This window comes from Streptococcus sp. 20925_1_69 (assembly GCF_041432365.1).
Lineage (GTDB): Bacteria > Bacillota > Bacilli > Lactobacillales > Streptococcaceae > Streptococcus.
This window is the reverse complement of sequence record NZ_JAPVZL010000005.1, coordinates 134,772-156,662: the sequence shown is the minus strand read 5'-3', so window position 1 is coordinate 156,662 and position 21,891 is coordinate 134,772. Positions and strand designations below refer to the sequence as shown.

Below are 21,891 nucleotides of genomic sequence, written 5' to 3'. Positions count from 1 at the left end.
GGAAAGTTTTTATCAGATGGACAAGGTCTTAACCCTAGGCATCCAGAAGAAACAAAGCATCTACCATATCATTCAGACACATAACCTACCTGTGTCGAAAGCTACGGTGTATCGGCATGCCAAACTGGGATATCTGACAGCCAAGTCCATTGATTTCCCTCGGATGGTCAAGTTCAAGGAACGCAGAAAATCCAGAAAAGTAGCTATTCCCAAAGAGCTGAAAATTGGGCGGACCTACCAAGATTTCCAAGAGTTACGAGAAACAGATGATTTCTTCAAATGGTTGGAAATGGACACGGTCATCGGCAGACCTGGTGGAAAGCTACTGCTCACCTTCAACGTTTCCTTCTGCAACTTCCTCTTCGCCTTGCTTTTGGACAACAAGACTGCTCTGGAAGTCGCCACTAAATTCGCTGCTTTGAAAGAAAGAGTCATGGACGGAGGGTATGCGTTTCATCAGCTGTTCCCTGTCATTCTCACGGACAACGGATCTGAGTTCTCCTATGTGGAGGAGCTTGAGCGAGACATTGATGGGAAGTCTCACCTCTACTTCTGCGACCCTAGCCGTCCTGACCAGAAGGGGCGGATTGAGAAGAACCATACGGTTTTGCGAGCCATTCTTCCCAAGGGCACTTCCTTTGACCAGCTGACTCAGAAAGACGTCAATCTAGTTATTTCCCATGTCAATTCCTTGAAACGAGAAGAGTTTCAAGGAAAATCTGCTTACGACGTCTTCACCTTCACCTTTGGCGAGGACATCGCTGCTCTTCTGGGGTGCCAATTTGTCAAACCAGAAGACACACACTTATCACCTGATTTATTGAAATAAGGGAATTTTCCCTCTAACTACACATCTTATCACCATCGAAAAGTCTCACACTAAACGCTAGCAACTGGAATTTACTCTAAGACGACTCTGTTTTAGGGCTATTTGTCATGCACTTTTTTCTGAGTCTTTTCGCTTTTGAACCCTTATATATCAAGAAAAAGAAAACCAGTGGAAGTTAGTCTCAGACGAAGTCCCACTGATTTTTCACGCGTTTTTCTTATACTAAAAGCTAGGTTGTGGGAAACTGGAAGTTAGTTTTAGAAGTTACCAGAATAGGAGAATTATGCAGTCCTATTATTCAAAGAAACAAGCCCGTTTCTAGTAATGACTAGGAATTCTGTAGTCATTACTAATAAATGGCTGTGAAATTTTAGACTTCTTCAGAAGAATATAATTTCCTTAAAGAAAACTTAAAATCAAACTTTGAGACTTCAAAGTGATTACTGGACTTACTGCCCTTCATTTCTTATTAGCTAACTTTATGATATAATAAAAAACGAGGTAAATTGAATGAAAAGTATAAAATTAAATGCTCTATCCTATATTGAACTGACCCCAGAAAAAGTAGCTTTATTTCTTAAGAATTTTAATAGTTTAAAGCACTTAGCACCTGTTTATATTGATGAAACATGATTCGATACTTATTTTTATTGAGAATATGGTCGCTCATTAAAAGGCCAGTTAATAAGAGGTAAGGTATCTGGAAGAAGATATCAGAGGATTTCTTTGGTTGCAGGTCTAACAAATGGTGAGTTAATCGCTCCAATGACTTACGAAGAGACGATGACGAGCGACTTTTTTGAAGCTTGGTTTCAGAAGTTTTTCTTACCGACATTAAATACACCATCAGTTATTATTATGGATAATGCAAGATTCCATAGAATGGGTAAGCTAGAACTTTTATGCTAAGAGTTTGGGCATAAACTTTTACCACTTCCTCCCTATTCACCTGAGTACAATCCTATTGAGAAAACATGGGCTCATATCAAAAAGCACCTCAAAAATGTATTACCAAGTTGCACTACCTTTTACGAAGCTCTTTTGTCCTATTCTTGTTTCAATTGACTATATCTTTTCACATTCTGATCTCGTTTTAGTACTTGCCAATCCTCAACATATCAAGAATGTGCCTGGTCGAAAAACAGACATGAAAGATGCCGAATGGATTGCTCAACTCGGCCGTTGCGGACTAATTGAACCTTCCTATATCCCTGCTCCTGAAGTAGTACAGCTTCGTTTACTGACACGTCGCATGCGTTCTTACAAGCAGCGTCAAACTCAAGTCAAAAATGAAATTCACAATCTCTTACAACGGGCTAATATCAAGCTAACAAGTTATCTTTCTGATATTTTTTCTAAGACAGGGCGATCACTTTTAAAATTATTTATTAACGGAGAAAGCATTAATGTAGAATCTGTTATCCCTTGTATCCAAAAGCGAGTGAAAGCAAGTCCAGAAGAACTCGTGGAAGCGATGGAAGGAAAGTTGTCACTAGAAGACCGCTTTCTCTTAGACCAGAGCTTAGAGGAATGTCAGATGTATCAGGAACTCATTGAAAAATTGACCGATGAGATTCAACACTACATCGAAAAGGAGTTTCCCTGAGGAAAATAGGATACTTCAAACCATTCCCGGTGTGAATGAAAACTGTGCTGCCACTATTCTAGCTGAGATTGGACCAACTGTTACAGCCTTTCCGTCCGATGCACACTTAGCATCATGGGCTGGACTCTGTCCAGGGTCTTATGAAAGTGCTGGCATTAAAAAATCCTCACACATCACGCAAGGAAATCGCTATATCAAACAGGCTTTGACCATATCGGGATTAATTGCAGCACATTCTAAGGATCCAGCTTTTTCTTCTTTTTACAATCGAATTTCCCAAAGAGGAAGCAAGATGAAAGCCGTCATTGCTTGTGCTCATAAGATTCTCAGAATCATTTACAAACTACTCTCCACCAAGCAGACTTATCAAAAAGAAAAGGCGCTAGGACTGAGGAAACAGTTCTAACGCCAAAACTAAAAAATTCAATTACAGCATAGCACAGGAAGTGATTTTTTGCGCTTTTTTACTGTTTTTTCAAATAAAAAGAAAGGACGAAATGTGTCCTTTCTCTCTATCTTAGCTTTTCTTCAATCCATTACAATGGATTGAGAACTCAATTTCTTATAAGTAAAGGAATTTGAAAATAGCTACTGCCGCAATTGCTGCTGCGATCGGTGCTACTACTGGTACCCAAGAATACCACCATTTTGAATCGCCTTTGTGCTCACCAAGAACTGATTTTGGAAGGAAAGCATGAAGGAGACGTGGTCCCAAGTCACGAGCAGGGTTCAAGGCAGGTCCTGTAGGTCCACCAAGTGATGTTACCAAGGCCATAACAAGGAATCCAAGTGCCAAGTGAGCTACTGAAAGTCCTGAAGCAGTATGTGGTGCTACTTGGGCTTTGATTGCTAAATCAGAAAAATCAACATTTTGACCTGCTTGACTAGCCATTTGTTTCATGTATTGAAGCACTTCAGAACCAAAGAAGTTTTTAGTCATTCCAAGGGCTGCAAAGAAAAGAACAAATGATCCAACAAACTCATTTACAAAACCATTAACAGTTGCTGCAAAATGTGATTCTTTTGTACCATTATCCAAACTTGAAATTGTTGAGAAAGTACCCAAAATGTTGTTTGGATTTTCAGTTTTCAAGTAGTATGGGCGGTGTGTTGCCACAACCAAGGCTTGACCAAAGATAGCACCCAAAACTTGTGCGATGATATAAGGCGCAACTTGAGCCCAAGGGAAAAGACCGCTGATTGCAAGTCCAAGAGTAAAGGCTGGGTTGATGTGGTTACCAGATACGTTACCAAACATCAAGGCTGGAATCATAACCCCCATACCATAACCAACAGCGATAACGATCCAGCCACTTTGGTGACCTTTCGTACCTTTAAGTTCAACGTTAGCAACTGCACCATTTCCAAGAATGATCAAAATAGCAGTTCCCAAAAATTCAGTGGCATATTTAATCGCCCATGTGAAATCCATTTGATAGATTCTCCTTAAAATTTTTTAGACAATCCTTATTCTATCAATTTTTACATCTTTTAGCAACTACTTTCCCGAAAGATTATGACAGAAAACGGTTCCAAATTTTATAAACTAATCTTTTTTTCAAGATATTCCCAATTCATTAGGTTATCTACGCTAATCTGATGCTTTTATGTCAATTCCTCCTGATACATAGTATAGGGAATAAGAAGTATCTTTCCCCATTCACCAATAATAGTTTTGCTATGAACACAAAACTTTATCCTTCTAATGAAACAATCTTAACCTGATTTATATAAAAATTCTCGTCACATTGCCATAAAACCTCAGCCATATTTTTGTAAGAAATGGACTTATCTTGATCTGCTCTAATCGTAAGATTATAACCACTTTCATTCCTATCCATGTCTATATTTAGATTGTAAAATCCTTTCTGTTCAATGAGAATATTCAAGGTATCTATTGAAGGTTTATTGGTTACAAATCCAGTCATTCTGATATGATAATGGGTATCGCTTTTCAAAAATTTGGAGCTACTTTTCTGAACAGAAACTACAATTAAACTACAAAATAAGCCTAGAAAAGCAAAACCTGATCCAATCACCATTCCAATACCTGCAGTTTCCCAAATACCGGCTGCTGTGGTGATACCACTGATTTTTTTATCCCTCATGAAAATAATACCACCTCCAATGAAACTAATTCCACTGACAATTTGGGCCGCAACCCTAGAAGTATCATAATTAGGCGTATCCAAGAAAGCTTCTTTTGATAAAATCATCATTAAAGTTGCAGTTAAGGCAACCAAGATATGAGTCTTTCTCCCAGTCTGCTTGTGCTTAGACTTTCTTTCATAGCCAATGATAAAACCAGAAAAACAAGACAATAAAATGAAAATAATATGTCGGACTTCAATCGGTAGAGCTATCGTATCAAGCATTATTTCCCTCCTCTATCACTCATAATTTTATATTATAATCCTAGTTAGAATTTTTTCAAGAGAATATATTAGTTGAAAATTGTCCTTTTTAAAACAAAAAACCGCAGTTACCCTCTAGTGATAACTTGCAGTTTTCTGTAATGTATGAATTCTTACAATCTCTCAAACAATTCTTGCATTTGCACATCATCTGGAACCAGTTTTAAGTAAGCTTGTACATTGACTTTTGCTTCCTCAAAGTAGCCCAATTCACGCAAGAGATAGATATAGTGTTCCAGAAACTCTGGATTGTCCTTTAAATCTCCTGCCAACTCTTGGTAAAGCTCATAGGCAGTATCCAAATCGTCCATTTCTTGATAGGAACGAGCAATCATCCACTTGGTCAAGAGATTTTCTGGCTCCTCACTTTGCAAGTCTAGAATATCCTCATAACGCTCCTGCTCCAGATAAATAGTTGCTAGACGGAGTAAGATTTCTTCCGTATCCTCAGCATCTTCTTTAGCAGTAAGGAGGTAATTTTCTGCACCACTAGCATCATGCAATTCATAAGAAAATTGTGAACCAGCCAGCAAGAGACGAGTTTCAAATGGATTTTTCTCCAACCCCTGCTTAGCGATACGCAGGGCTTCTTGAACTTGATGTTCCTTATGTAAGGCCTGACTGTAACCATACTCATATCCTTCAAAATCAGGTGAAATGGTATCAAGCTGCTTAAAGTAGAGGACAGCTTTTTGGTATTCTTCTTGATCAAAGTAAAGACTGGCCAACTCAAAAGCCGTTAGGTCATCGTATTCTAACTCCAGAGCTTTTTCTAAAAACTCTGTGGCCGTTTCAAATTTCCCTAACTGAGCATAGGCAAAGCCAATTCGTTGATAGGTAGAAATGCCCGTTTGCTCATAAATCGAGCGATTATCTAACTGTGCATAGCCTTGAATGGCCTCTTGATAATTTTCCAACTCACTATCCAACTCTGCTAATCCCAATATCAAGAGAGGATCTTCTGAGTAAGTCAAGGCCTCCAATAATTTCTCACGCGCCACATCTGTCAAACCTTCCAGCTGGTAGAGGTCTGCTTTCAGAGCCAAAGCCGAAACATACCAGTCACTGTCAGCTTGGATTTCCTCAAGATAAGCAAATGCTTCCTCGATTTGACCATCCTCGCTAGCAATAGCTGCCAGATTGAGATTAACCTCTGGAAAATCCTCTACGATTTTCAGGTAAATTTCCTTGGCCTGAGGATAAAAACCAATCCCTTCTAGATAAGTGGCTAATTCATACAAAAGGTCACTCGAATCATTTTCTAAAGCTTTAACGAAATAATGTTCTGCCTTAACTAAATCTTGCTCTTCCAAAGCCTGTAACATCTGTTGACTATTGTTCACTCTTGACTTCCTCTCCCTCTAGTTCATATAGGCCACTGACTACCTTATACCATTCAAAAATCGCTGAAATGACAACTTTAGCAGAGGCATAAACCGGAATACCGAGCAAGACTCCCCAGATGCCAAACATGGATCCTGAAGTTAACAAGACAAAGAGAACATTAATGGGATGGATGTTTAATTGACTTCCCAAAATCAATGGAGAGACAAAACGGCCTTCAATAGTTTGTTCTACGATAAAGACAATCACTACTTTCAAAAGCATGACTGGACCAGCAATCAAACCCAATACTAGAGCAGGGAGCATGGCTAAGAAGCTACCAAGATAAGGAACCAGATTTAAGATACCAGCAGTAACACCCAGCGTAACCGCATAGCGTAGACCAATGATCTTGAAGAAGATGATAAACATTACTGCTACAATAATAGCCACTGTTACTTGCCCTCGAACATAGTTGGACAACTGTTGATTCACTTCTGACAAGACCTGTCCAACAGGTTCTTTCAATTTCGTTGGCATGAATTGGGTCAAATAGTGACGTAGGCCTTTCCCATCACGCAAAAGATAAAAGAGCATGAACGGAACGATAATCAAGGCAACAATCACTTGAGAAGCCCCGCTAATAAAGGCACTCACCCAGTTGACTGCCTGAGATGAAACTTTACTTGCCCAAACTGTAGCTTGACTAGAGAAGTTTGTCAAAACTTGTTCTAACTGAGGCCTGAAATCATCTGGTAAATGCTTGGTTACCAAATCATTAATAACTCTGTCAGCATCTTCTAGGTAGATTGGTACATTTCTTGCAAATGTTAAGACCTGACGTTGCAGATTTGGAATAGCTACTGCCAAGCCCCAAATGATAAAGAGAGCGATGATGACAAAGACAATAGTGATAGCTATAACACGCTTAACCTTATGCTTCTCCATCCAATCAACAATAGGATTTAATAAATAATATAGCAAACCAGATAGAATAACTGGCAACATCACGACCGCCAAAAAGTCTAAAACAGGTGAAAATAAAAAACTAATCTTACTTAAAATAAAAAGATTCAGTCCCAATAATAAGGTTACCAAAAATACCGTAATGGCCTTGTTATCCAAAAACCACTTGAAAAACCAAGATAGGCTAAAATGTTTCTCTTTTTGTTCCATAAATAATTCCTTTCTGTCGTCCTTTCATTATACCATTTTTAGACCAAAATAACTCTTTTTTAAAGTGCTTACATAGAGACAGCAACATAAAAAATCTCCTCAAAAGAGGAGATTCGATTAGTCTTGAATATGACGGTCTAAGTTCTTCTGATAATCTGCGTTTGATTTGGCTTTTTCGTCAGCAAATTTCTTGCGGAACTCATCCATTTCTTTAGTAGTGACAATCTTATCTTGGATTTTCAGATACTTGTAGCTATTTTCACTAGTCTTGTCACCTACCCAGCCACCTGCACCGCTGCCAGGAACCATTTTCGTCACTAGCATTTGAGCACCATCAGAGTATACTGGAATAACAAGTGCACTATCTGACAACCAAGCTTGGGCCTTAGAATATTTGGAATAACGTTTTTGAAGGTCTGTTTTCTCACTATTTGCATCATCAATCAGTTCTTTGTATTTATCCAATCCAACTGTTTTAATAACTGGATTGTCTGTTCCTGGTGCCACACCAAGAGCACTTAGGAGACTTGGACCTGAAGTTGGATCAAATACATCTAGATAAGTCGATGGATCTGCAAAGTCTGGAGTCCAACCACTGACTGCATTAATATCCCAGTCAGTATTTGCATTGGAAGTAGCTAGAGTAGTCATACTTCCCAATTCGTCATCAGAAACTTGTTGAATATCAACAACTACATTGTCAGAGCCTAAGGCTTCCTCAATGGATTGTTTATAAGACTGAACCTGACGAATAAAATCTGGATTTGATGAAGAAATTGGCAAATCTAAATGAATTGGGAACTGTACTCCATCAGCTTGAAGAGTTTTCTTAGCAGCTTCAAACTTAGCCTTAGCCTTGTCTACATTATGAAGTGAATCTTGGGCATCATCAAGACTAACATCTTTCCAGACGTTATCCAATTTATCCAATTCTGTCTTAGTAACTTGACCAAATGTTTGATCTCCTACTTGAACAAATGTTGGAGGAGTGAAACTTGTCCGTAACTTACGAGGTCCTACTTCGTCCCCAAATACTTGAGAGATCCCTGCTTTACGATCTACCGCAAAAGCCAAGGCTTGACGGAAATCTTTGTTTAACAAGGCTTTCTTAGTAGAAGTTTTTTCTGCATCACTTGTTTTAGCAGTGTGATTGTAATTTACACGGTCGATATTGGTTGAGATATAAAAAACTCCTCCACGCTGTTGACCATACACAATATTATCCTTGTATTTTTCTTTTAGACGTTCATAGTTGGCAGAGTTTTTAAAGAGAGGCGCAGCTGGATAATGTCCCTCATCAAAACCGCATCCTAGAGAGTCTGCATCTTGACCATCAAAGAAGGATAACTTGATATCATCAATAAAGACATTTTGTTTATCCCAGTAGTTTTGATTTTTGGTCATTTCGATAGAAGACTTAGATGTAAGACCTTTGAGGAGATAAGGCCCATTGTATAGAATGCTCGTTACATCAGTTGGTTTACCAAAGTCATCTCCCTTAGAAGCTAAAAAGTCTTCATTGACTGGTGCAAGGACTCCCATTGTTGTTTTTGAATTCCAGAAAGACTCTGGATGATTCAAAGTATAAACAAGAGTATAATCATCTGTTGCTTTCACACCTACGGTTGAGAAATCTGTTGTTTTCCCATTTACATAGTCATCCAATCCTTTGATAGAATCCTGTACCAAATAGAGGGCCTGTGATTTCTTATCTGCTGCATGCTTCAGACCCGTTACAAAGTCCTGAGCCTTGACTTCACCATACTCTTCCCCCTCGTTGGTATACCATTTGACACCCTGACGGATTTTATAGGTGTAGGTCAAACCATCTTTGGAAACAGTCCAATCTTCTGCAACTGATGGAACCAGATTTCCATATTGGTCATTTTCAAGTAAACCGTCAATAACGTTACCTGTGACCTGTTTAGTGCTGACATTTCCTGAAACTGTATAATCCAGAGTCGAAGGATCTGATGAAAATACATAGGCATAAGTAACTGGTTTATTTGCTTCTTTATTAGCACTACCAGATGAACACGCTGCTAGGACAGCTGCCGAGAGTACAGCAACTCCTGCTGCTAAGAAAACACGTTTTTTCATAAACAAACTCCTTTGCAATTTATATAAGATTATTATAGCACTTTTAAGAAGAAAAGTAAGGAAAACAATCTCAATATTATTATATTTTTCAAAAAACCAATCAATTATTTTTTTAAAGTGCTTACATCTAATTGGATGTCTTTAATTGACTTGTTTTTGTGATATAATAGTCTTATCTTTATATAGAGGTAAAGTTATGAAAGAAACTGTTTATTTTGGAACTTATACACGTCGTACTTCTCAAGGGATTTACAAGGCAGACTTTGATACAGAAACTGGTCAGCTTTCAAATCTAGAACTTTTTGCAGCTGAACCAAGCCCAACCTACCTTGCCTTTGACCAGCACCAACATTTATACACTGTTGGTAGTCAAGACGATAAGGGAGGGATTGCAGCCTATCAAACTAATGGTACCTTACTAAATCATGTCGTTGAAGAAGGAGCTCCCCACTGTTATGTTGCTGTTGATGAAAAGCGTGATTTGGTCTATGCAGCCAACTACCATAAAGGACAGGTCCTTGTTTATAAACGTCAGAAAGACGGTAGTCTTCTACTTAGTGATGTGGATCAACACAGTGGCCAAGGTCCACATGAAAATCAAGCTTCTCCCCACGTTCACTTTACAGATTTAACACCTGACCACTATCTAGTGACCTGTGATTTGGGTACTGACCAAGTCATCACTTATGACCTTGATCAAGAAGGGAAATTATCTAAGCTCTATACCTATCACAGCCAGCCAGGATCAGGCTCACGCCATATCGTTTTCCATAACCACTATAAAATTGCTTATCTGATTTGCGAACTCAATAGCACTATTGAAGTTCTAATCTACGATGGTGTTGGCGAATTTGAACGCATGCAGGTCATTTCAACTCTACCAGACGGTTATGAAGGCTTTAATGGAACTGCTGCTATTCGTCTCTCTAAAGACGGTAAATACCTCTACGCTTCTAACCGTGGCCATGATTCTATCGCAGTATATACAATCCTTGCGGACGGTAGCTTAGAGTTGTTAGAAATCGTTCCGACACATGGTCAGACTCCACGTGATTTTGATTTGACGCCAGACCAAGAATTTGTCATTGCTGTCCATCAAGACTCTGACAATGCAACCGTTTTTAAACGCAATCCTGAAACTGGACGTCTAGCAGAACTTTCCAACGACTTCCATGTTCCAGAAGCGGTCTGCATCAGTTTTGCTCCTTAAGAAAACATAAAAAATGAACTTGGTAACTCAAGTTCATTTTTTCTTATAGTCTTTTTCCGACATTGATACGATTAATAGCACGTTGCAAAGCAATCTTAGCACGACGCTCTTGGTCAATCAAGTGTTTTTCGTGGGCTTCTTCGATTTCGCGCTCCGCACGAAGCTTAGCACGTTCTGCACGGCTAACATCGATATCACGAGCACGTTCTGCAGAATCAGCAACGATTGTGATGGTGTTATTTGCAATTTCAATAACGCCTCCGTTTACTGCAATCCAGTTCACGTGATCTTCATCATCAATACGTTTTACCTTTACTTCATCAACTGCTAAAACCGCAATCATATTTTCATGTCGTGGCAAGATCCCCATCTCACCATCCAGAGTTCGAACTGATACATAGCTGGCATGGTGATCATAGACGAGACCATCTGGTGTCACGATCTGGACAGTTAACTGAGCCATAGATCACCTCTTAAAATCCCATTTTTTCAGCTTTTGCAATCACATCTTCGATAGAACCTACACCACGGAAGGCATCTTCTGGTAACTGGTCATGTTTACCATCAAGGATTTCCTTAAAGCCACGTACAGTTTCAGCAACTGGAACATAAGAACCTGGCTGACCAGTAAATTGTTCCGCAACGTTGAAGTTTTGTGACAAGAAGAACTGGATACGACGGGCGCGAGCAACCAAGGTCTTTTCTTCATCAGAAAGCTCATCCATACCAAGGATAGCAATGATATCTTGCAATTCATGGTAACGTTGAAGAACGCGTTTTACTTCAGCAGCAACTGCATAGTGCTCTTCTCCAACAATTTCAGGTGCCAAGGCACGTGAGCTTGAAGCAAGTGGGTCAACAGCTGGGTAGATACCCAATTGTACCAACTTACGTTCCAAGTTGGTTGTTGAATCTAAGTGAGCAAAGGCTGTTGCTGGCGCAGGGTCAGTATAGTCATCCGCTGGCACATAGATAGCTTGGATAGAAGTTACAGATCCCTTCTTAGTTGATGTAATACGCTCTTGCAATTGACCCATTTCCGTAGCAAGTGTTGGTTGGTAACCAACGGCTGATGGCATACGACCCAAAAGGGCAGATACTTCTGAACCAGCCTGAGTGAAACGGAAGATATTATCGATAAAGAGAAGCACGTCTTGGCCTTCCACATCACGGAAGTATTCAGCGATTGTCAAACCAGTAAGGGCAACACGCATACGTGCTCCTGGCGGCTCATTCATCTGACCAAATACCATGGCTGTTTTCTCGATAACGCCTGATTCTTTCATTTCCCAGTAAAGGTCGTTCCCCTCACGAGTACGTTCCCCAACACCAGTAAATACTGAGATACCACCATGTTCTTGGGCAATGTTATGAATCAACTCTTGGATCAAAACGGTTTTACCAACTCCGGCACCACCGAAAAGTCCAACCTTACCACCTTTAAGGTAAGGGGCAAGAAGGTCGATAACCTTAATCCCTGTTTCAAGGATTTCAGAAGAGGTAGACAACTCATCAAAAGTTGGAGCTTTTTTATGAATTGGCTGACGCTCTGTATCTTCTGTAAAAGGAGCTTCCAAGTCAATGGTATCTCCCAAAACATTGAAGACACGTCCCAAAGTTTCTTTACCTACTGGTACAGAGATTGGACGACCTGTGTCCAATACTTCCATTCCACGAGTCAAACCATCTGTTGATTCCATGGCGATAGTACGAACCATACCATCTCCCAACTCCAAGGCTACTTCAAGGACGATTTTTGTTTTTCTTTCGTCATTTTTGTAGACGACAAGTGCATTGTTAATCTCAGGAAGTTTTTCCCCTGCTGCAAACAAGACGTCTACAACGGGTCCGATAACCTGAGCAATTTTACCTGAACTCATCTCCTTCTCCTATTCTATATAAGATACTGTCGGTCCCTAGCTCAACTAGGTCCTAAGTTCATTTTCATACGAGCTGGACTAGAGCCTATTCTAAGGCACTAGCTCCTGCTACGATTTCTGTAATTTCTTGTGTAATCGCCGCCTGTCTGGCACGGTTATACTGAATTGTCAAATCATTGATGACTTTCTTAGCATTATCTGTCGCTGTTTGCATGGCTGTCATACCGGCAGCATTTTCAGCTGTCTTGGCATCGATAATAGCCCCGTAAATCATACTTTCTGCAAACTGAGGCAACAACTGCTCCAAAATTTCTTCTCGGCTGGTTTCCAATTCAAAAGTCAAGCTATACTCTTCATCTGCTTCATTTGGATCCAAGTCAACAATCGGAAGCATTTGTTCCACACGCATTTGACTGGTTAGCGTATTGACATGGTGGTTGTAGCAGACATAGAGTTCATCAAAAAGTTCATTTTGGTACATTTCAACAGTTTTTGAAATAATCTTACGAACTTCATCAAAGCTAGGTTGGTCTGCCAAGCCACGTAGTTCATAAAGTGGTTGAATACCACGAGCCTTAAAGAAATCAGCTCCCATTCCACCGATACAGATCATTTCAAAACCTGTACCGTCTGGATGGTATTCTTCCTTCAACTCCATAACGGCTTTCAGAATAGAGGAATTATAACCTCCAACTAAACCACGGTCTGATGTAATGACGATATAGCCTGTCTTCTTCACAGGACGGCTAATCAACATCGGATTGGTTGAGCCACCAGAGCCATTACCATGAAGAATATCTGTCAAGAGCTTGCGAACTTTCTGAGCGTAAACTTGGAAGTTGCGAGCAGCTTCTTCAGAGCGACCTAGCTTAGCAGCTGATACCATTTGCATGGCATTAGTGATTTGACTCGTATTTTTTGTTGAGGCGATTTTTGTTTTAATATCATTTAGAGATACTGCCATCTGACACCTCTATTCTTATTGGAAGCTGGTTTGATTGAGAAACTCTGTAATCGCAGCATCCAAGACTGCTTCTTCTGGCAAGTCTTTTGTATCACGAATGGTTTCCAAAATCTCTGGATGTTGAGCATCAAAGAAGGCATGGAACTCTTCCTCGAAACGAACAATATCATCTACTGGAACAGTATCCAAGAAACCATGTGTCAAAGCATAAAGAATGGTTACTTGTTTCTCAACAGGTAATGGTTTGTGAACAGGTTGTTTCAAGACTTCAACTGTACGACGTCCACGGTTCAACTTAGCCTGTGTTGCCGCGTCCAAGTCAGAACCAAACTTAGTGAAGGCTTCCAACTCACGGTATGAAGCAAGGTCGATACGAAGTGTACCAGCAACCTTCTTCATGGCTTTGATTTGTGCAGAACCACCTACACGAGATACAGATGAACCCGCATCGATGGCTGGACGAATACCCGCATTGAAGAGACCATCGCCAAGGAAGATTTGTCCATCAGTGATAGAAATCACGTTGGTTGCGATATAGGCAGAGATATCTCCTGCTTGTGTCTCGATAAATGGTAGGGCTGTAATAGATCCGCCACCAAGTTCATCAGAAACTTTAGCTGAGCGCTCAAGCAAACGGCTGTGAAGGTAGAAAACATCCCCTGGGAAGGCTTCACGACCTGGAGGACGACGAAGCAAGAGTGACAGTTCACGATAAGCTACCGCTTGTTTTGATAAATCATCATAAACAATCAAAACATGTTTCCCTTGGTACATAAATTCTTCCGCCATGGCAACCCCAGCATAAGGAGCTAGGAAAAGCAATGGAGATGGTTGTGAAGCAGAGGCTGTCACAACGATTGTGTAATCTAAGGCACCGTACTGACGTAGTGTTTCTACTTGCGTACGAACTGTTGATTCTTTTTGTCCAATCGCAACATAGATACAGATCATATCTTGACCTTTTTGGTTCAAGATTGTATCAATCGCAATGGTTGTTTTCCCTGTCTGACGGTCACCGATAATCAACTCACGTTGACCACGGCCAATCGGTACAAGGGCGTCAATAGCTTTCAAACCAGTTTGCAATGGTTCTGATACAGACTTACGTTGCATAACACCAGGAGCTGGCGCTTCTACTGGACGAGTTTTATCAGTGTGGATTTCTCCAAGACCATCAACTGGACGACCAAGCGGATCCACAACACGACCAATCAGACTTTCACCTACTGGGACTTCCATGATTTTACCTGTACGGCGGATTGTATCGCCTTCACGGATATCTGTAAAGTCACCTAGGATGATTATACCAACGTCTGTTGACTCCAAGTTTTGAGCCATACCATAAGAGCCGTTTTCAAAAATCAACAACTCTCCACTCATGGCATTTTCAAGGCCGTGAGCACGCGCGATACCATCCCCGATATAGGTTACAACACCTGTTTCAGTCACATCAAAATTGGGTTTGAAATTTTCAATTTGTTGCTTAATTAAAGCGCTGATTTCTTGTGCGTTAATTGCCAAAAGAACACCACTTTCTATTTCAAATTTTCTTTAACAACTTTAAGTTGTTGTTTAATACTCACATCAATTGTCTTGTGATTGGCAAAAATGACAAAACCACCAATGAGACTTTCATCGATTTGTTCTTTTACACTCCTTACTTTAAGAGACATTTTTTTCTCAATCAAAGGGAGCAAGCGACTCTTTTGTTCATCAGTTAGAGGATGAGCTGAAGTAATCGTCACTTCAAATCGATTTGTTTCTTTTTCAAGTCGGTTCAAGCAATCTACAAGCACATCATAAAAAAGATTTGCTCTGTGATTGTATGCCAGAACCTGGATCAAGTTTTGCAATAAAGGTGACACAGAGTCTTGGAAGAAAGCAATCGTTTTTTCCTTGTCAGACTCGTCTACTGCCACTTTTTTTAAAAAAGAAGGTAAACCTGTTTCTTCAGCAACTTGCTTGATTTGAGTCAAGTCTGAAAAGATACGGTCTTCTTCTCCTTTTTCAAGTACCAATTGGACAAAAGGCATGCTGTATTTTTCAATTACCTTTACTGTTTTCTTGTCCATTAAGCTTCTCCTAGCTGATCGATATACTGATCAATGAGTTCTTTATGGGCATGACCATCAAGGTTTTGTGAGATGATTTTACCAGCCAAGCTGATTGTCAAATCTGCTACCTCACCCTTAACGCTTTGTAAAGCTTCAGCTTTGTTTTGAGCAATTTCTTGGTTTGCTTTTTCTTTTAAGCGTCCTGCTTCTAGTTTAGCATCTGCTAAAATACTAGCCTTACTTTTCTCAGCTGTTTCTTTCGCATTCTCAATGATTGTCTTAGCTTCTTTACGGCTACCAGCCAATTCATCTTCGCGTTTTTGAGCCAATACTTCTGCTTTTTGACGTGCTTCTTCAGCTCTGTCAATATCTGAAGCAATTTTTTCAGCTCTTTCTTCGAAAATGCCTGTAATATTAGACCATGCAAATTTTTTAATCAAGACTAGCAAAAGGATAAAAGAGCCAGCGATTAAAATAAAATTACCAATTAATTCACCTACTGTTACGTGCATCAGTTACTCCTTTCTACTCTTCATCATTAATTTTATTTCCTAGGTACATAGAGGATAATAGTGTAAAGACATAGGCCTGTACACAAGAAATGAACACGGAAAATGCAGTCCAAACTAAGTTTGTCCCAAATGCGATTGGATACCAAAAAATAGCCTGATGTGAAAGTAAGAGAAGCAAGCTTGTCATTACTTCACCTGCAAAGATATTCCCAAAAATCCGCAAAGCAAGAGAAAGGAAATTCGTGACTTCTTCAAGTAGATTCATCGGTGTCATAAATGCAGGAGTTACAAAACCTTTTAGGTATTGTTTAATCCCACGACGACGAATCCCCTCAATGTGCGCCATCACAATAATACAGAAAGACAAGACAAGGTCAAATGAAAGATTTGCAGTTGGCGATGTCCAAAGGTTTGTTCCATCTGTTGTTTGAAGTTTAGCCATCAAACCAAGATTATTGGCGATGACCATAAAAAGAAATAAGCATAAGTAAAAGAGTGAGTAATCTTTCATGTAGTGGGAACCAAGGTTAGGTTCTGTAAATCCAATTACAAAATCATAGAGATACTCTAGTACATTTTGTTTACCTTTGGGTTTCAAGGTCATATTACGACTTGCCCAATAGATAAATGCAAAAATCAGAAACACAGACAGCAAAGTCAAGGCTGTCAAAGTTAAATCAAAGGTAACAGGACCAATATTGATGGTTGGATTGATACTTTCTTCCATCTAACATTCTCCCTTCTCCAATTTATATTTGGTTATTTAATAATAAATGAGAAGACAAGAGTTACGAAGAAAGTTCCTTCGATAAAGGCAACCCCTAAAAACATCAAGCTACGAAACTCAGCGATAATATCTGGTTGGCGAGCTACTGATTTCAACAAACCATTCATCAACAGACCCTCACCAAGAGATACACCCATACAGGCAAGACATAGACCGAAAAATGTTAAATTCATGACGAATTCTCCTTTTAATTAAAATTTACTTACTTAGTTTAGTCCTAAAAATTGGATTTGTCAACTTTTTACTAACATTGAAAGCGTTTAATGAAAATTATTTACAATTTTACTATTTTTAAGCCTATTATATAGAAAACTTTGTAAAAAACTTGTAATAAATCCGTCCATTATCTAGACCTTTCTGAAAAATGATGAAAAAATCCGAGATGAAATCTCGGATGGAAATAAATATATTTTCTTTAACTTCTTTTCTTTTAGTGAGCAGGATTAAAGGGAAAGCAACGAGAAATCTTTCAGCTCCTGCTTGCTTATTAAGCTCGAACTGTGACACTGGTTCCATCTTCCTTATAGAGATTGATGAGTCCTTCTTTTAATGCACGAACCATGTCTCCTGCTTGAACAGGTTGTGGAACCTTAATAGTCAATAGTTCCATTGGGTTTGGAGCGCGGTCGATTTTATTGCCTTTGGCATCATGTAAATCTTCGATATACGTTTCAAAATGACGGAAACCTGGGCCATAAAACTCTACTTGGTCTCCTTCGTTAATAACGTTCCGTTGACGAATGGTCGCTGTTTGTGTCGCATCATCATAAGAAACCACTTCAGCAACAAACTTGTATTCTGGAATCTTACGACGAGCTCCGAAAAGTTGCTCATTTTCAGATGGTGTTCCGTAGTAGAAACCTGTAGCCAATTCACGTTGGGCAACCTTCCACATCTCATCAATCAAGTCTTGCTTGATAGCTTCAAACTTCTCTGGACTTTCTAGATAAGCATCAACAGCAGCCTTGTAGCAGTTGGTTACAGTTGATACGTAGTGAATAGACTTCATACGTCCTTCAATCTTCAGACTGTCCACACCATTTTCAATCATATCTGGGATATGGTCAATCATGGACATATCAACAGCTGACATTGAAAATTCTTCAGGAATTTCACCTTTCAAACTCTTGCGTTCTTTCCCAAATGGCATATCGTAGAGGTCATATTTCCAACGGCAAGACTGAGAACATCCACCACGGTTGGCATCACGCATACTCATGTGGTTTGAAAGAGTACAACGACCAGAGTAAGAAATACACATAGCTCCGTGGACAAAGGCTTCAATCTCAACATCTGTACGTTTGCGAATTTCAGCTAATTCTTCCATTGAAACCTCACGCGCCAAAACAACACGAGTTAAGCCCAGTTCTTTCCAGAACTCAAGAGTTTCATAGTTAGTCGCACTTGCTTGAGTGGAAAGATGGATTTCAAGACCTGGTGCTTCAGTCGCTGCAATCATAATCAAGGCTGGGTCAGACACGATAACTGCGGCAATCCCGATATCACGCAGTTTACGGAACCACTCACCAGCTCCCTCTTCATTCCCTTCGTGCATAACCATGTTGGCAGCTACATAAACCTTAGCACCGTACTTGGACGCAAACTGGACGCCTTCTTCCATCTGTTCGAAAGTAAAGTTTCCAGCACGGCTACGAAGACCATAGGCCTGACCACCGATAAATACAGCATCTGCCCCATACTGAACAGCTACTTTTAGCTTCTCTAAAGTCCCTGCAGGTGATAAAACCTCAGGACGTTTTAATATTTTTGTCATGTTTTCTCCTATTTGCAATATAAAAGTTTGACGTTTTTCCTTCTCATTTTATAGTAAATAAAGGATAAAATCAAGCCTAGCCGGATTGTTTTGACAATTCTAATCTTTTAAGCTCTACATAATAACTATTAAACTGTCGAAAATTAACCTAGTTTTAACAAGTTGTCAAAAAATCTAGGAAAGTAAAAACCATTATCCAAAGATACTGGCTCGTTAAACTACATAAATCAGTCCTTAGTTAACTACTCCCACTCGATATGTCCATTAATATTGTTTTTTATAAATGGCATAAAATCAAGTTTTTTGTTATCGGATTTAGCCTTATTATCCAATTTATTTCTATTGATCTTGTTTTTTGCAAGCATATTGCAATCACAAAACTATTCTTTCTCCAACGAATCTATACATTCTTCATAGTTTAGTTTTGATATTGCATTTCTGTCTTCATCTCTTTGCTATTCTTTAGTTTGACATCTCATATTTTCTACGGCTTGTATAATTGCAGCATTATCAGCTTTTTTATTTTCCCACTCTATCCAGAAATTTTTGGTTGCACTAATAGGTTTTAATTGTGGCGTTTTTAATCTAATTCGACTTGGCAATAATATTGCATCACCAACCGCTATTGCTTCTCCTACATCTAATAAAGGTAGTTGATCTAAAATACCTTTTAAAGCATCTGGAAGTAAATTTCTTATTACAGATTTATCTCTGTCATTTGATAGTCGTAAGACCAAAAAGTTATTACATTGACTTAAAATTGTCTTGCTTACATCGGAAGGCCTCTGACTAATAACTACTAAAGATATTCCGTACTTTCTACCTTCTTTTGCAATTCTTTCAAAATTCCCTAGTGCTTGTTTTTGAACACTATCAGCATCCTCTTGTATTGGAAGATACAAATGAGCTTCATCACATAAAATAGCAAAAGGTGTCCTTTTTTCTTCATTCATCCAAACTTGCACATCAAACAGTAATCTAGAAATGATTCCAGTAACTATAGGCAAAACGTCGAAAGGCACTTCTGAAAAGTCAATGATTTTTATACCTTTTCTTTCGTCATCTGCACCAATCATCTTACACAATAAATTGGATAGCCAACCATAATCTAATGTATTAATATTGGATTGAAACAAAAATCCGTATCTTTTGTCCATGATTTTCGTTTCTAGCCTTGATATAAAACGAGTAAGTTTACCTTCCCATTCTCCTTTTACTGGTTTGTTATTAGCTCCAATTCTTTTTTTTGTATCATCCTCTTTCAATCTTGTAATCAGTGTTTCCATATTAAATGGAATAGGTGAATCAACTGTAAAAGTACTTAAAACTTTAGATTTCCCCAATTCTCTTAAAGTTTCCTCTTTTAGTTCCCTTACATGAAAAGTAAAACGTGAAGCTTGATTAGGAGCATTATTATCTGACCTATCTAAAATCATAGATAGCATTTCATCTCTATTTAATAACCAATATGGTAAGAAAACATATTTTTCATCGTCGTTTTCTAAGTCTCCTGGTCCTGCAATCTTATAATAATCAGCATATTTCTTATCTGTATCACATAATGACTTATATTCACCGTGCATATCAAGAACAATAATATTAGGATTATTAAGTTTGCTGGCTTCCTCTATCAAATTTGCAACACACCAACTTTTACCTGAGCCTGTACTTCCCAAAATAGAAGCATGTCTTTGAAAAAATTTATCGCCGTCTAAAATTGCAGTAGCATTGTCATCAATTGCAAATTTTCCTATAACCAATTGTTTTTCCAAAGAAATATCATCACTAATAATATTCATAAATAACTTTAAGTTATTACCATTAATCGAATAACAATGATGTGTAATTTGTGGGAAAGTATCAATTCCTCTTTTGAAACAATTTTTAGTATCTCCGTCAACCGTTTTGTATGTCCCAATTAACGAAACTTGAATTACATCTGATGAAATGTAGGCTTCTTCTTCAAGGCTTTCATTATATTCATCAGTTAAATCTTCTAATTCCATTAATTCATTTGCTTTTCGTCTTACTTTATCTATAATACCAATTGTAAACTCAAAGGATCTTGTGGTTTGAATAGCAACAATACTACCAACATTTAATAATGATATTTTCTCATTATCTTCCACTTCAATCAAAACCTGATTAGTATCCACATATATAACAGAACCTATTGTATCATTTTCTTGAAACACTAACTTATCCATCAAAACACCTCCTTAATCAATTCAGCTATATCCCATATTTTTTTATCTTTAATTTCATATATTTGTTTTTCAAAGTAAATTCTTGTTCCACAACTCTTATCATTTATTTTCATTTCTTCTATAGCTATAGTATTTGGCGAATTATCAACAATTTTTTTCGCATTACCATATAAGGTTCTAGTTACAATTAGTTTAGGTTTAGAAATATTTTCTGGTTTATTTAAATGAGTTTCCAAATGGTTATCATTAAAACCATATCCAATAAAAATTAACCTTTTTGCATTATCTATCTCCTGCCCCATTTTTCCAATATGATAATCAAAAGGCTCTTCATATCCTTTTTCATATTTATTAGAACCTGGGGTAATTATGCAAGGAGTACCACAATTTACATGATTTATCTTATTAAGGTTTCCATTGATGAGTTTCCAATTAATTGATCCATGTGGTTTATATATCTTTATATGTGACTTGTAATGATTCATAGGTTTCTTACCTCTTTTTATCCCTTTAAGCATTTCTTTTTCTGCGTTTTCGGGTGAATATTTAGAAATGATTTTCCCATAATATGAATCTGAATACACCAATCCTTTGATTTCACAAGCATACTCTATTAACAAATCATAATTAGTCGTTATTACAACCAAATTATACAAATCAACATTAAAGCATGATAAATACTCAGAAAATCTTAATGTTCTACTTTTTTCTATAATTTCTTTAAAAATAGATATATCTTCGCTTGAAATAAGTTCATATACACTTTCAATAATTGCTTTTTCAATGTTATTTGTTGCTTTATTTTGTTGTAGTGTAGATTCTAAATCTGTTCCATTATTTAAGGTTTCCTCTATGTTTCTCCAACACTCCCTATCTTTGTTACTTAGCTTACTAGGAACATCTTCCATCAGCTTTTCAGATAGTGCTTTCATTCCTGAAATACCTTCAGCACAAGATAGTCCAGAACCTACTATTGTTACAGTTCCTTGGTCAAAGAAACTTTGGATGTTTTTCTTTAGATTATCCATATCTATATCCATCTTCTTACTCCTTTA

20 protein-coding genes and 1 pseudogene are annotated in these 21,891 nt (G+C 38.3%); 5 read left to right on the top strand and 16 right to left on the bottom strand.

Going from position 1 to position 21,891, the window contains the following annotated elements; genetic code table 11:
• The 4 genes and pseudogenes from O3601_RS05165 to O3601_RS05150 all read left to right on the top strand — a co-directional run.
• A partial coding sequence (locus O3601_RS05165) for an IS30 family transposase (protein WP_371471529.1) occupies nucleotides 1-829 on the top strand: 829 nt, incomplete at its 5' end.
• Between the two features lie 546 nt (nucleotides 830-1,375).
• Nucleotides 1,376-1,894: pseudogene (locus tag O3601_RS05160) on the top strand (transposase); the annotation flags it as partial.
• A complete protein-coding gene (locus O3601_RS05155; RefSeq protein ID WP_316126996.1) occupies nucleotides 1,833-2,435 on the top strand; it encodes a transposase in 603 nt (200 codons plus the stop codon). The pseudogene O3601_RS05160 and the gene O3601_RS05155, both read left to right, overlap by 62 nt.
• Nucleotides 2,398-2,841, top strand: a complete 444-nt coding sequence (locus O3601_RS05150; protein WP_261054020.1) for a transposase — start codon at nucleotides 2,398-2,400, stop codon at nucleotides 2,839-2,841. The genes O3601_RS05155 and O3601_RS05150 overlap by 38 nt, the downstream gene beginning before the upstream one ends.
• Nucleotides 2,842-2,997: 156 nt before the next feature.
• Here the strand turns inward: O3601_RS05150 and gla are convergent, their stop codons facing one another.
• From gla to O3601_RS05125, 5 genes are all read right to left on the bottom strand, one after another.
• Nucleotides 2,998-3,867, bottom strand: a complete 870-nt coding sequence (gene gla / locus O3601_RS05145) for an aquaglyceroporin Gla (RefSeq protein ID WP_049491488.1) — start codon at nucleotides 3,865-3,867, stop codon at nucleotides 2,998-3,000.
• Between the two features lie 262 nt (nucleotides 3,868-4,129).
• Nucleotides 4,130-4,810 (bottom strand): MgtC/SapB family protein, encoded by a 681-nt coding sequence (locus O3601_RS05140; RefSeq protein ID WP_371471527.1) that lies wholly within the window; start codon nucleotides 4,808-4,810, stop codon nucleotides 4,130-4,132.
• 152 nt (nucleotides 4,811-4,962) lie between these two features.
• Nucleotides 4,963-6,192, bottom strand: a complete 1,230-nt coding sequence (locus tag O3601_RS05135; RefSeq protein WP_371471526.1) for a tetratricopeptide repeat protein — start codon at nucleotides 6,190-6,192, stop codon at nucleotides 4,963-4,965.
• Nucleotides 6,182-7,348 (bottom strand): AI-2E family transporter, encoded by a 1,167-nt coding sequence (locus O3601_RS05130; protein WP_371471525.1) that lies wholly within the window; start codon nucleotides 7,346-7,348, stop codon nucleotides 6,182-6,184. Before O3601_RS05130 ends, O3601_RS05135 begins: the two co-directional genes overlap by 11 nt.
• Nucleotides 7,349-7,465: 117 nt before the next feature.
• Entirely contained in the window at nucleotides 7,466-9,448 is a 1,983-nt protein-coding gene (locus O3601_RS05125; RefSeq protein WP_371471524.1) for a peptide ABC transporter substrate-binding protein, read from the bottom strand.
• Between the two features lie 196 nt (nucleotides 9,449-9,644).
• Between O3601_RS05125 and O3601_RS05120 the strand changes: the two genes are divergently transcribed.
• Nucleotides 9,645-10,658: a lactonase family protein gene (locus O3601_RS05120; RefSeq protein WP_371471522.1), complete on the top strand. Its 1,014-nt coding sequence runs from the start codon at nucleotides 9,645-9,647 to the stop codon at nucleotides 10,656-10,658.
• 43 nt (nucleotides 10,659-10,701) lie between these two features.
• On the opposite strand, the gene O3601_RS05115 is transcribed toward O3601_RS05120, so the two are convergent.
• From O3601_RS05115 to O3601_RS05065, 11 genes are all read right to left on the bottom strand, one after another.
• Nucleotides 10,702-11,121, bottom strand: coding sequence for a F0F1 ATP synthase subunit epsilon (locus tag O3601_RS05115; protein WP_000068045.1), 420 nt, complete (start codon nucleotides 11,119-11,121; stop codon nucleotides 10,702-10,704).
• Nucleotides 11,122-11,131: 10 nt separating this feature from the next.
• A complete protein-coding gene (atpD, locus tag O3601_RS05110) occupies nucleotides 11,132-12,538 on the bottom strand; it encodes a F0F1 ATP synthase subunit beta (RefSeq protein ID WP_371471521.1) in 1,407 nt (468 codons plus the stop codon).
• Nucleotides 12,539-12,623: 85 nt separating this feature from the next.
• The gene (locus tag O3601_RS05105) at nucleotides 12,624-13,502 is read right to left on the bottom strand and encodes a F0F1 ATP synthase subunit gamma (protein WP_125422725.1); all 879 of its coding nucleotides are present in this window, start codon (nucleotides 13,500-13,502) and stop codon (nucleotides 12,624-12,626) included.
• Between the two features lie 15 nt (nucleotides 13,503-13,517).
• A complete protein-coding gene (gene atpA / locus O3601_RS05100; protein ID WP_000996629.1) occupies nucleotides 13,518-15,023 on the bottom strand; it encodes a F0F1 ATP synthase subunit alpha in 1,506 nt (501 codons plus the stop codon).
• A gap of 14 nt (nucleotides 15,024-15,037) precedes the next feature.
• Nucleotides 15,038-15,574 carry a F0F1 ATP synthase subunit delta gene (locus tag O3601_RS05095; protein WP_000359034.1) on the bottom strand — a complete coding sequence of 179 codons (537 nt, stop codon included), beginning with the start codon at nucleotides 15,572-15,574 and terminating at the stop codon, nucleotides 15,038-15,040.
• The gene (atpF, locus tag O3601_RS05090; protein WP_000558549.1) at nucleotides 15,574-16,068 is read right to left on the bottom strand and encodes a F0F1 ATP synthase subunit B; all 495 of its coding nucleotides are present in this window, start codon (nucleotides 16,066-16,068) and stop codon (nucleotides 15,574-15,576) included. Before atpF ends, O3601_RS05095 begins: the two co-directional genes overlap by 1 nt.
• 13 nt (nucleotides 16,069-16,081) lie before the next feature.
• Nucleotides 16,082-16,795, bottom strand: coding sequence for a F0F1 ATP synthase subunit A (atpB, locus tag O3601_RS05085; protein ID WP_000392863.1), 714 nt, complete (start codon nucleotides 16,793-16,795; stop codon nucleotides 16,082-16,084).
• A 32-nt stretch (nucleotides 16,796-16,827) separates the two neighbouring features.
• Complete coding sequence (locus O3601_RS05080; protein ID WP_001054557.1) at nucleotides 16,828-17,028, bottom strand: F0F1 ATP synthase subunit C; 201 nt, start codon at nucleotides 17,026-17,028, stop codon at nucleotides 16,828-16,830.
• A 314-nt stretch (nucleotides 17,029-17,342) separates the two neighbouring features.
• On the bottom strand, nucleotides 17,343-18,629 hold the full coding sequence (locus O3601_RS05075; RefSeq protein ID WP_371471518.1) for a U32 family peptidase: 1,287 nt from the start codon (nucleotides 18,627-18,629) through the stop codon (nucleotides 17,343-17,345).
• A 455-nt stretch (nucleotides 18,630-19,084) separates the two neighbouring features.
• Nucleotides 19,085-20,836, bottom strand: coding sequence for an ATP-binding protein (locus O3601_RS05070; RefSeq protein WP_371471516.1), 1,752 nt, complete (start codon nucleotides 20,834-20,836; stop codon nucleotides 19,085-19,087).
• Nucleotides 20,836-21,876, bottom strand: coding sequence for an SIR2 family protein (locus O3601_RS05065; protein WP_371471515.1), 1,041 nt, complete (start codon nucleotides 21,874-21,876; stop codon nucleotides 20,836-20,838). The genes O3601_RS05070 and O3601_RS05065 overlap by 1 nt, the downstream gene beginning before the upstream one ends.
• Between the last annotated feature and the right edge of the window lie 15 nt (nucleotides 21,877-21,891).

Coding starts and splice junctions, on each gene's coding strand:
- O3601_RS05080 (WP_001054557.1), bottom strand. CDS start 17,028: ATGAATTTAACATTTTTCGGTCTATGTCTTGCCTGTATGGGTGTATCT.
- atpF (WP_000558549.1), bottom strand. CDS start 16,068: ATGCACGTAACAGTAGGTGAATTAATTGGTAATTTTATTTTAATCGCT.
- O3601_RS05140 (WP_371471527.1), bottom strand. CDS start 4,810: ATGCTTGATACGATAGCTCTACCGATTGAAGTCCGACATATTATTTTC.
- O3601_RS05155 (WP_316126996.1), top strand. CDS start 1,833: ATGTATTACCAAGTTGCACTACCTTTTACGAAGCTCTTTTGTCCTATT.
- O3601_RS05130 (WP_371471525.1), bottom strand. CDS start 7,348: ATGGAACAAAAAGAGAAACATTTTAGCCTATCTTGGTTTTTCAAGTGG.
- O3601_RS05070 (WP_371471516.1), bottom strand. CDS start 20,836: ATGGATAAGTTAGTGTTTCAAGAAAATGATACAATAGGTTCTGTTATA.
- gla (WP_049491488.1), bottom strand. CDS start 3,867: ATGGATTTCACATGGGCGATTAAATATGCCACTGAATTTTTGGGAACT.
- O3601_RS05065 (WP_371471515.1), bottom strand. CDS start 21,876: ATGGATATAGATATGGATAATCTAAAGAAAAACATCCAAAGTTTCTTT.
- atpB (WP_000392863.1), bottom strand. CDS start 16,795: ATGGAAGAAAGTATCAATCCAACCATCAATATTGGTCCTGTTACCTTT.
- O3601_RS05075 (WP_371471518.1), bottom strand. CDS start 18,629: ATGACAAAAATATTAAAACGTCCTGAGGTTTTATCACCTGCAGGGACT.
- atpD (WP_371471521.1), bottom strand. CDS start 12,538: ATGAGTTCAGGTAAAATTGCTCAGGTTATCGGACCCGTTGTAGACGTC.
- O3601_RS05125 (WP_371471524.1), bottom strand. CDS start 9,448: ATGAAAAAACGTGTTTTCTTAGCAGCAGGAGTTGCTGTACTCTCGGCA.
- O3601_RS05120 (WP_371471522.1), top strand. CDS start 9,645: ATGAAAGAAACTGTTTATTTTGGAACTTATACACGTCGTACTTCTCAA.
- O3601_RS05105 (WP_125422725.1), bottom strand. CDS start 13,502: ATGGCAGTATCTCTAAATGATATTAAAACAAAAATCGCCTCAACAAAA.
- O3601_RS05115 (WP_000068045.1), bottom strand. CDS start 11,121: ATGGCTCAGTTAACTGTCCAGATCGTGACACCAGATGGTCTCGTCTAT.
- O3601_RS05095 (WP_000359034.1), bottom strand. CDS start 15,574: ATGGACAAGAAAACAGTAAAGGTAATTGAAAAATACAGCATGCCTTTT.
- O3601_RS05150 (WP_261054020.1), top strand. CDS start 2,398: ATGAGATTCAACACTACATCGAAAAGGAGTTTCCCTGAGGAAAATAGG.